The sequence below is a fragment of the Psychrobacter sp. T6-1 genome (assembly GCF_052258445.1).
This window is the reverse complement of record NZ_JBQQFC010000084.1, coordinates 1-9,707: the sequence shown is the minus strand read 5'-3', so window position 1 is coordinate 9,707 and position 9,707 is coordinate 1. Positions and strand designations below refer to the sequence as shown.

Genomic DNA, 9,707 nt, shown 5'->3' with positions numbered 1-9,707 from the left:
TTGGGCAATGAATACGTACAGTCGTTCTCAGCTATTTATCCACGTATCGCTGAAGATATGAATGTGCCGATGATTCCTTTTTTCTTAGAGGGCGTGGGCGGCGACCCTGATTTGAATCAAGCGGATGCTATCCATCCTACCAGCGAGGGCTATACCATTATCGTTAATAATAATATTTTGCCTGTGCTAGAGCCGGAGCTTGAGAGCATAGTGGCAAGCGCGCGTAATTAAAAATGCTTGCCAGACTACGCTTCGCAAACCTATAGCCATAAAATGCCAATTGAGACTGTCCAATGACTGCTACACCTATAAGTAAAGCCCTACTCACCGCCACAAACCTTAACAAAACCGTACAAGTTGGCGAGCAATCGCTAGCGATTATTAAGGACGTCAGTATCCATGTCAATGCCGGCGAGTTTGTGGTGATTATGGGTAAGTCTGGCTCAGGTAAATCAACCTTGCTTGGTTTGCTAGCGGCGCTCGATTATCCCGATAGCGGCTCGGTTAAGCTTGGCGAGCAAACCTTAAGTGCGCTTGATGAAGATAAGCTCGCCGCTATTCGTCAGCGTGACATGGGCTTTGTGTTTCAGTCTTTTCATTTATTGCCGACATTGACCGTGGCAGAAAACATTGCTTTTCCACTCGATATTGCGCGGCGTCCCGATCAAGCGCGGGTTGATGAACTCATCGATGCGGTCGGACTTGGGCATCGGCGTGATAGCCTGCCTAATCAATTATCTGGCGGTGAACAACAGCGTACCGCCGTCGCCCGCGCTTTGGTGTCGCGTCCCAAAATCGTCTTTGCTGATGAGCCAACCGGTAATTTGGACGAGCAAAATGCCGACCAAGTTATGCAATTATTGCTCGATTTGCGGCAACAAACCGGTTCAGCGCTGGTGGTCGTGACTCATGACCCTGCGCTTGCTGAGATGGCGGATAGAGTGATTACTATGCATGATGGGGTGATAGACGGAACTTACGCCAATGGATAACGTCACCAAAAACAATCAAACTGGTCATCATGTCAGCGATAATGCAGACCCCACTAACAGCATAATAAGCCAGCTTTTTGCTTCCACCCTAGGCACTAAAGCCCTGACCCGTAGCTGGTGGCGACGCTGGGTGTATCCCGTTTTATTCTTAATCACTTTAACCCTATCGCTCGCCACTTACCTGACTTTGGATTCGATTCAGCAAGCGGTCAATACCTATATCACGGACAATCAGCGCGCGCTGGTCGGTGGTGATTTGGTGCTCGAGAGCAATCAAGAGTGGCCGGCGCAAGTGTTAGAGCAAGTACGCAGTTTGCCTGAGAGCCAAGTCGTCTATGACTATCAGTTTAGTTCTATGGCGGTGACTGAAGAGCAAACCTTATTGGTGCGTATAAAAGGCGTTACTCCTGCCTATCCTTTATATGGCGAGGCACAAACCGCCTCCGGTAAACCCTTATGGCAACAGCTAAGGCCAGACACTATCGTCATCGCGCCAGAGGTGTTACAAGGGTTAAATGCCAGCGTTGGCGACAGCGTTACTATTGGCGATGGACAATTTACCATCAGCGATGTGCTGACCAAAGAGCCAGATAGACCGCTTAGCGCCTTTGATTTTGGCGGCCATGTACTCATGCAAGAGGACGGCTTAGCGGCAACTAATCTGCTCGGTCAGCGTAGCCGCGTGCGTTACCGTATTGAGATAGCAGGCGACGAGGAAACCATAGCCGCACTAAATGAGCAATTAGAGCAAACTTTAACCAGCTACCCTAACATCAGGCTGTCCGATATCGATAGCGAAGATACGCAGGTCTCGCGCATCTCTGATAATGTGCTCATGTTTTTGAAATTACTGGTCATCGCGGTACTGCTACTATCCGCCGTTGCTATGTATGGCGTCATTACCGCCTTTGTCACCAAACAGCAAGCCAACAATGCCATCCGTATGGCGATGGGCGAACCTGCCCGTCAAATCAAAGCCAGCTATTATCGGCTATTATTGGGCACCTCCATCATTGCCAGTGTTGCTGCTGTCGTGGTCAGTCTTGGGCTATTAAAGATCGGTCAGCCTTATCTTACCGCTATTTTGCCCGAAGACCTTGGTTTAGCGATTAGTCCGCTTAGCATCATTAAAACGCTGATTATCGCTATCATATTGACCTTGGTGATTACCCAGCGCGGCCTTAATGAGCTGAGTACCACCAAACCCGCTACCCTGCTTAATCAAGGCGCTAGCCAACAATCGGGTAGACAACCTTGGTACAAACGCTTACCCCTACTCTGGTACGGGCTGATGTTTATCGGTCTGTATTTGTTCTTCACTTATGAAGTCGGCTCTTGGCGCTTATCAGCACAACTGCTTATCGGTTTGATTGGCTTTGTCGCTATCTTTTGGGCGCTAGCACGCGGTTGGCTGTGGCTGTTATCGCGGCTAGCTAAAAATAAAAATGTCAGCTGGATGCAGCGCATTGCTATTCATAATCTGGCGCGTAAAGGCAATCAATCGGCGCTATTTTTCGTCACGCTATCGCTATCGGTGGCGGTATTGACCCTGATTACTACTCTCAATCACAGTATCAACGCTCAGTTCGTCAACGCCTACCCTGAAGATGCGCCCAATATATTCTTGCTTGATGTGCAAAGCGAGCAGCACGACGAGATTAATAACATCATTGGCGCACCGGTCAGCTATTATCCGGTTATTCGCGCGCGTATCGTCACCGCGGGAGGCGTGGCGGCAGAAGATATCGATGCTGATGACGACTTCGATGAGCCGACGCGGGTGTTTAACTTAAGCTACGCCGACACGATTATGGACACCGAATACATCGTCGATGCGGTCACCAATGACGAGCTGTATAGCCCTATCGATGGTCAAGACCCACAAATCTCAAAACTACAACAAGTACAGCCGTTATCTATTTTAGATAGCGCCGCTGAGATGTTAAATGTCGGTATGGGCGATGAGGTGGTGTTTAATATTCAAGGCATTGAGATAACCGGAGAGATTACCAGTATTCGCTCGCGCTTCGAACGTGGCCCCAGCCCCTTCTTTTACTTTTTGTTCGAGCCTGAGCTATTAGCCGCCGCCCCGCAAATCCAATTTGCCACCGCGCATATTCCTGAAGACAGTATCGCTGAGGTGCAAGGTCAACTGGTACGCGAATTCCCTGCCGTTACTACAGTTGATGGTACGGCTATCGCTGAGCAAATCCAAGGGCTAGTGCAGCAGATGAGCCGCTTGGTCTATGTCTTCACCTTACTAGCACTACTGACTGGCATTATGGTACTGATTAGCTCGCTGCTGTCCACCTCACAAGACCGCATGCAAGAAAGCGCCTCATTCCGTCTGCTCGGTATGCAAAAGCGTGATTTATACCTGCTTAATATCTTGGAGATTGGTGTACTTGGCGTTAGCGCCGCGGTGTTTGCGATGACGATTGCCAGTGCTGGCTCGTGGTTTGCGATTACCCAGTGGTTTGATTTGCGCTTTAGCGTCCCGTGGGCGAACTTAGCTATTGGTAGCGGATTGCTGCTTGCCTTGCTGCTGGGTATTGCGATTATTTATGTGAGATTGGTGATTGGACGTGGGATTATGGCGCGGGTTCGGGCTATGGTTTGAGAAGCAAATTGAATACGCATAGTAAGGTTCGAGAGAATATGGAATAAAATATGTAGCTCAGTTAATCTATATTTTTCTTACTAAAACATTATATTTATTCGGATTTAATGATGAAATATATAGTCACTGCACTACAAAAGAGTTATGTTTTGGATGAATATCATAAAACAATTTAGATAAGTCATTTTCCATCCAGCCTTGGCGTAGAAACTTCACTTGAGCCCACTTCTTCTCGATAGGGTTCAGATCAGGGCTGTAGGGTGGTAGCCATAGAATACGATGGCCATGTCTATTCAATAGTTTTTGAATACGCTTATTTTTATGAAAGGCAGCGTTATCCATGACAATCACACATTTTTTCTTAAGCTTTGGTATCAGCGTGAACTTGCACCAGTGATAGAAAACCTCTTTATTGATGGTGGTCTTTAAGCAATCGAGTGCAAACAGCATTTTGCCATAGAGCGCACCAATGACATTGGTTCTATCTTTGGCTTGCCAGTTATAACGGTCAATGCAAGGGCTACCAATAGGTGCGTAACCATAACGGCGTATCGTCTCACTTTCAAAGCCACTCTCATCCATGTAGACAATAGCAACGCCCTGAGCGATGTAGTGGTTAAGCTTGGCCAGATAAGTCGCTCTTCTCACAGGACAGGCTTTGGGATGCTCAAGTGTCTTTTTTTTTGCTAATACCAATACGCTTTAAGGCTTTACTAATACCTGTTGGGCTACATCTGAAACGCTGGGCTCGCTCATAATGGTAATCGTCAGGGTAATCCTTAACATCTTGAGCTAAGGCTTCATCCTCTATTTTGTAGGGCTTGATGTCTCGAGTGGTTTTACTGTGGAGACGCTTTTTCCACTTCTGGATGGTCGTTGGACTGATATCATAGAAAACAGCAGCTTCAGCAAAGGTCATGCCCTCATCTAAGCTTTTCAGAACTTGTTTGCGATAGTCTAGGGAGTAAGTCATGGTCATTTATACTGATAATCGTTTAGTCGATTTATTTTATAACACTTTTATGGTCAGGTGACTATATGCTTCAGTATATGGTTGAAGCATAATATCAACTATTTTTCCTGTATTATTATTCAATAGGTAAGTTCTAGCAGTAAAATGGTTTTTAAAAAATTGATTCTGAAACTCAGTATCCCAGTAATATATTTGTTTATTCAAAAAACCATATATTGGTTTGATTTGCTTTTTTATTTTTTCTGATTGCATTATTAAAGATGAGTTCAAAGCATAACTGATATAATTTCTTTTACCAACATGAGTATACTGTTCATAAAGTTTTTTTCTATGAAGTGTATTCCTCGCTAAAGGTGATTTTGATTTTAGTCTTTTATTCCTAGTACGCGAGGCTAATTTAGTACTACCTCTTATCCTACTATAGCATTTTTGAATTCCAGCTGCTCTCAACAAGATATTTTTCCCATCAAAACAAAAACCTAAATACTGTAAGGGTTTGTTCTGATTGGTTATATAACCATTCTGAAAATGAAAAACTTCAGTTTTATCTTTGTTCAAAACCAAGTTTATATCTTCGATATAATGACTGATTTTATTTTTATAAAAATTTTCTTTACTGAAATCGATGTTAGGAAGGATAAATAAAATATCATCACAGTATCTATAATAATTACCATTTACACTATTAGCTAACTCATAAGCCTTCTTATCAAAATCTATCATATATATATTAGATATTAAAGCACTTATAGGAGAGCCTTGAGGTATACCCTTCGTACAATTTTTGGAGTCCTTGTTATTATTAATGAGGGGACGAATCTTTTTGCGATAAGTTTTACTATCACAAAAACGGTATAGATTTTTGGGTGTATGATAGCGAGAGATATTTAAAGCGTCATATATAGAACTCCGCTCAACTTCTGAATACTTAGTAATAGCCTTGAAAACTTTATAATGGTCTTTCGGTAGCTCATCCACACCAAGTATAGTTTTCCACTGTTTTTTTATTAAATTATGGTCTAAATGATCAAAGAAGCTCTTAATATCCATAGCTATTACTAAACAGCTTTCATACTTTTTGACTTCATCAAATACTTCTTTAGCGAAGTGAATATTGCTTTTTCCAAGCTTTCGAAAAGCAAATACTGAGTTGGAAAATACGCAACGCTTTAGATATATTTCATAGTCATCATTTAGTAAGTAAGCGTAATAACTATATATTGCCCTATCTCTATGAGCACAATAAGCTAGGGGTCTTTTTTTAGGCTTAAATTTTAGAGATCTTTTATTATCTGACCTTTCTAAAATGGGTACTCTAGTAACTCTTCTTAGCTTAAGAGTATAGGTAATAAAAGGATAAAAGCTATGGTCAGGTTTTTCTCTAAAGTGAAGAACATACTGTTCTGCTCTTTTTTCACCTATAGGAAAATCAAAATGTAGATAACGCTTTTCTTTGAACCAAGGATGATTAGACTTTTTCTTGTTTTTCATAATATTTGCACAATATAGTCTAAATTAATGGTTAGCATAACCGAGGAAGCATGGGACTTGGGTGATCCAGTATCTTCCTCGGAATATTAGAACTAACGCCTTATTTAATAACATATTAAGTTATTGTCGGACGCCATCAGATCTATAACATGTATAAACATCAACATTTATTAATAGACCCTGTGCTACAAACCATAGGTGGTATAATACTCATGTTACTTGGAGACATTAGTCTGACTTTCACAATCATATTTGAAGTACTAGCTCTGATGTTCACGATAGTTCATGGCATTTATTTAAATCAATGCCATGAACGCTGCTCAATAAGAACTAGTATTCTACATACACCCCTACTATCTAATTATAGTAGGCTATTGAAGCCTAACATATGTTAGTTAGAAAAGATACTATTTTGCAAAGTATAGAAACCAATAATTATATATAGCAAGCATTTTTAGTGCCTATAAATCTTATTCTACAACTAGCAATCAATAGCCGCCTCGTAACGCAGTTTAGCCCTGATTGCAGCGGTAGCTTGATGGGCTGTGGCACTTACAGCACCTTGCATAGGAGATCAAGGTTAAGAACGCTGTCCTCAGCCTCAACATCGCATAAACGATTATCGCCTGACAGAGTGTGTTCATATCTATTACTTGCCTAATTCGTCGCTACTTGGAACGCACTCTACTGTAATATATACATATAAAGTTAAAACTACAAAAAAAAGGTTGAGTATGAAACTGCTAATGAACGTACCAGAAGACCTGAGATTAAATGAGCTTATCAAGAGGGAGGATATACCTTGTTTTTGTAAGATTAACAATAAATTCATTTTGACTTTAGATTTTGATCCTTATGTATTAGAAGGTGAAATGGTAGATTGGGATGTCGAAAGACTGAATTTACTGTTCCCTAGCGGAGCTGGCGGCGAATATACTTATTACAATCACGCTATGATTTCTATAGAAAAGTGTGCAGAAAATCAGTATGAGGTAAGAAGTCTTAAGTTCTTCAAAGCTTATTTTGGTTGGATGCCTATAATTATAGATGGTGAATACGCTCCAAATCCAGATTATGATAAATTTTTTTAACTCATAACTATTCGTAAATTATGCCCAGTACACCGTTAAGAACGCTATTCTTAACTTTAAACCCGTGTTGATGATTACCCCTTGATAACATCTATCTAGGTTTATAGATTTTATAATTTATCGGTGCGCTGGGCGCACCCTACCGCTCAAATTCAAACTCAATTTAAAGTTTCGATTATCGTAATGAACCGGTAACCCTGCTGTAGCAAGGCGGTTTAGCCCTGATTGCAGCGGTAGCTTGGTGGGCTGGGACGCTTACAGCACCTTACACAGGAGTAGTGTCGAGGCAACAGCAATGCTGCTGTGCCTAGGTGCTGTGCGCCACAGACTGCCAACTACAAGCGTAAAGCAGGATTAGCTCCAAAACCCCAATCTCTAAAACCGCAAACCATAACGCTCGCTATTGATATAGAGGGTGTTTTTTGGTTTATTCGTGGGTTAAATATACGAAAGATAAACGGCGATCAGCGCTTGACAAGGCGCACATCAAAGCTGGCATTTGCTATACTAGCGCCACGCGAACCCGCACACTCACCTAATCAAACAGTCAGATACTGACAAGCGCACGGTAATCCTATGAAATTCTCTAAGTTTGGTCAAAAGTTTATTCAGCCTACGGGCATCTCGCAATTGATGGATGACTTGGGCGATGCGCTCAAAAGCGATAAGCCAGTCAACATGCTAGGCGGCGGTAATCCTGCCAAGATTGAGGCGGTGAATGAGCTGTTTTTACAGACTTACCGAGAGCTTGGCAATGATAACGATACAGGCGAAGCGAATAGCACCTCAATTATCAGCATGGCGAATTATTCTAATCCGCAGGGTGATGCCGCTTTTATTGAGGCTTTGGTCAGCTTTTTTAATCGTCATTATGACTGGAATTTGAGCGCAGAAAACATCGCTTTAACCAATGGTTCGCAAAATGCGTTTTTCTACTTGTTTAACCTATTTGGCGGTGCTTTTAAGGTTGATGATAATCAATCTGTCGATAAGTCTATTCTATTGCCGCTAACGCCTGAATATATTGGCTATAGCGATGTGCATGTCGAAGGTCAGCATTTTGCCGCAGTGTTGCCACATATCGATGAAGTGACGCATGATGGCGAGGACGGATTTTTTAAGTATCGAGTCGATTTTGAAGCGTTAGAGAACTTGCCCGCGCTCAAGGAAGGTCGTATTGGTGCGATTTGTTGTTCGCGTCCGACCAATCCGACAGGTAATGTTTTAACCGATGAAGAGATGGCGCATTTGGCGGAGATTGCCAAACGTTACGATGTACCGCTGATTATCGATAACGCTTATGGTATGCCCTTCCCTAATATTATTTACTCAGATGTACAATTAAGCTGGGATGTGAATACGATACTGTGTTTTAGCTTATCGAAGATTGGTCTGCCGGGGGTGCGTACGGGTATTATTGTCGCTGCTCCTGAAGTTATCGAAGCGGTCAGCGCGATGAATGCGGTAGTGAATCTTTCGCCGACGCGCTTTGGCGCATCTATTGCCACGCCGCTAGTTGAAAATGACACTATTAAAGACTTATCTGATAACGAGATTAAACCCTTTTATCAGCAGCAAGCGAAAACCGCAGTTGCGTTACTTAAAAAGGAGCTGGGCGACTATCCGCTATCGATTCATAAGCCTGAGGGCGCGATATTTTTATGGTTATGGTTTAAGGATTTGCCGATTAGTACCTCTGAGCTGTATGAGACTTTGAAAGAAAAAGGTACGCTTATCGTGCCGAGTGAGTACTTCTTCCCTGGTGTTGATATTAGCGACTATAAGCACGCGCATGAGTGTATTCGTATGAGTATTGCCGCCGATGAGCAGACTTTGATTGATGGCATTGCGGTGATTGGTGAGGTGGTGCGTGGGTTATATGATAAGGCTAAGTAAAACCCTTTACTCTTAAAAACAAAAAACGGACTAATGATTAGTCCGTTTTTTTAGGCGACAAGTTTATCAAAACCTTTTTAACTAAACTCTTTTAGCAAAGCTTTAGCACTCATTTTACCAAAGTCATTCGCCGCTAGAGGCCCGTCACCTGAGATCAACTTTCTATCTTGATGCGTCTGTCCAGATGCCAGTTTATTATCGATAGTAACGCCTAAATCTTCTAACTTCTCCGCAAAATACCACGGCATTGGTCCAGGTAGATAACCGATCTTAGGCATTTGCTTGTCCATGGCCGTAGGGAATGCCACCATTTTATAACCTTTAAAGATAAAGTCGCGCTTAGCGTTATCGCTATCGTCTTGCTTGAAGCTATCAGGACTTTCTAAATTAGCTGCCAATAAAGCCGCAGGCCCATGACAAATCGCTAAGGTGAATAGATCATTTTTATGACCCCAGCGCAGTAACTCACCAAGATCATAATCTTCGGGTAAGCCTAGCATCGCCCCATGACCACCGGGGATAAAGATTGCCACATATTCATCGCTATCTGCCATATCATTTTTGACGAAGTCAGCGATACTTTTTGGCTTATTCAGCTTGGACTCGTACTCAGCGTAAATCTCTTTAACGTCTTTGTCATCCTC

At 42.6% G+C, this 9,707-nt stretch carries 9 protein-coding genes; 5 read left to right on the top strand and 4 right to left on the bottom strand.

Annotation, left to right across the window (positions count from 1 at the left end; translation table 11 throughout):
- The 3 genes from ACTXGO_RS06580 to ACTXGO_RS06570 form a co-directional block, all read left to right on the top strand.
- Window positions 1–231: SGNH/GDSL hydrolase family protein (locus ACTXGO_RS06580; protein ID WP_459112917.1), on the top strand; the 231-nt coding region annotated here is incomplete at its 5' end.
- 62 nt (window positions 232–293) lie between these two features.
- The gene (locus ACTXGO_RS06575) at window positions 294–992 is read left to right on the top strand and encodes an ABC transporter ATP-binding protein (protein ID WP_443541313.1); all 699 of its coding nucleotides are present in this window, start codon (window positions 294–296) and stop codon (window positions 990–992) included.
- Window positions 985–3,612, top strand: a complete 2,628-nt coding sequence (locus tag ACTXGO_RS06570; protein ID WP_443541312.1) for an ABC transporter permease — start codon at window positions 985–987, stop codon at window positions 3,610–3,612. The genes ACTXGO_RS06575 and ACTXGO_RS06570 overlap by 8 nt, the downstream gene beginning before the upstream one ends.
- A 123-nt stretch (window positions 3,613–3,735) precedes the next feature.
- Here the strand turns inward: ACTXGO_RS06570 and ACTXGO_RS06565 are convergent, their stop codons facing one another.
- From ACTXGO_RS06565 to drt2, 3 genes are read right to left on the bottom strand one after another with little or no spacing between them, the layout of a single operon-like run.
- On the bottom strand, window positions 3,736–4,308 hold the full coding sequence (locus ACTXGO_RS06565; RefSeq protein WP_443573766.1) for an IS630 family transposase: 573 nt from the start codon (window positions 4,306–4,308) through the stop codon (window positions 3,736–3,738).
- The gene (locus tag ACTXGO_RS06560) at window positions 4,280–4,585 is read right to left on the bottom strand and encodes an IS630 transposase-related protein (RefSeq protein WP_201619236.1); all 306 of its coding nucleotides are present in this window, start codon (window positions 4,583–4,585) and stop codon (window positions 4,280–4,282) included. The genes ACTXGO_RS06565 and ACTXGO_RS06560 overlap by 29 nt, the downstream gene beginning before the upstream one ends.
- A 36-nt stretch (window positions 4,586–4,621) precedes the next feature.
- Entirely contained in the window at window positions 4,622–6,076 is a 1,455-nt protein-coding gene (drt2, locus tag ACTXGO_RS06555) for an antiviral reverse transcriptase Drt2 (RefSeq protein WP_443541310.1), read from the bottom strand.
- A 746-nt stretch (window positions 6,077–6,822) separates the two neighbouring features.
- Here drt2 and ACTXGO_RS06550 point away from each other — a divergent pair.
- Both ACTXGO_RS06550 and ACTXGO_RS06545 read left to right on the top strand, forming a co-directional pair.
- Window positions 6,823–7,167 carry a hypothetical protein gene (locus ACTXGO_RS06550; protein ID WP_443573765.1) on the top strand — a complete coding sequence of 115 codons (345 nt, stop codon included), beginning with the start codon at window positions 6,823–6,825 and terminating at the stop codon, window positions 7,165–7,167.
- A gap of 576 nt (window positions 7,168–7,743) precedes the next feature.
- Window positions 7,744–9,063, top strand: a complete 1,320-nt coding sequence (locus tag ACTXGO_RS06545) for a valine--pyruvate transaminase (RefSeq protein ID WP_443541308.1) — start codon at window positions 7,744–7,746, stop codon at window positions 9,061–9,063.
- 77 nt (window positions 9,064–9,140) lie between these two features.
- Here ACTXGO_RS06545 and ACTXGO_RS06540 read toward each other — a convergent pair.
- A partial coding sequence (locus ACTXGO_RS06540) for a DJ-1/PfpI family protein (protein ID WP_443573763.1) occupies window positions 9,141–9,707 on the bottom strand: 567 nt, incomplete at its 5' end.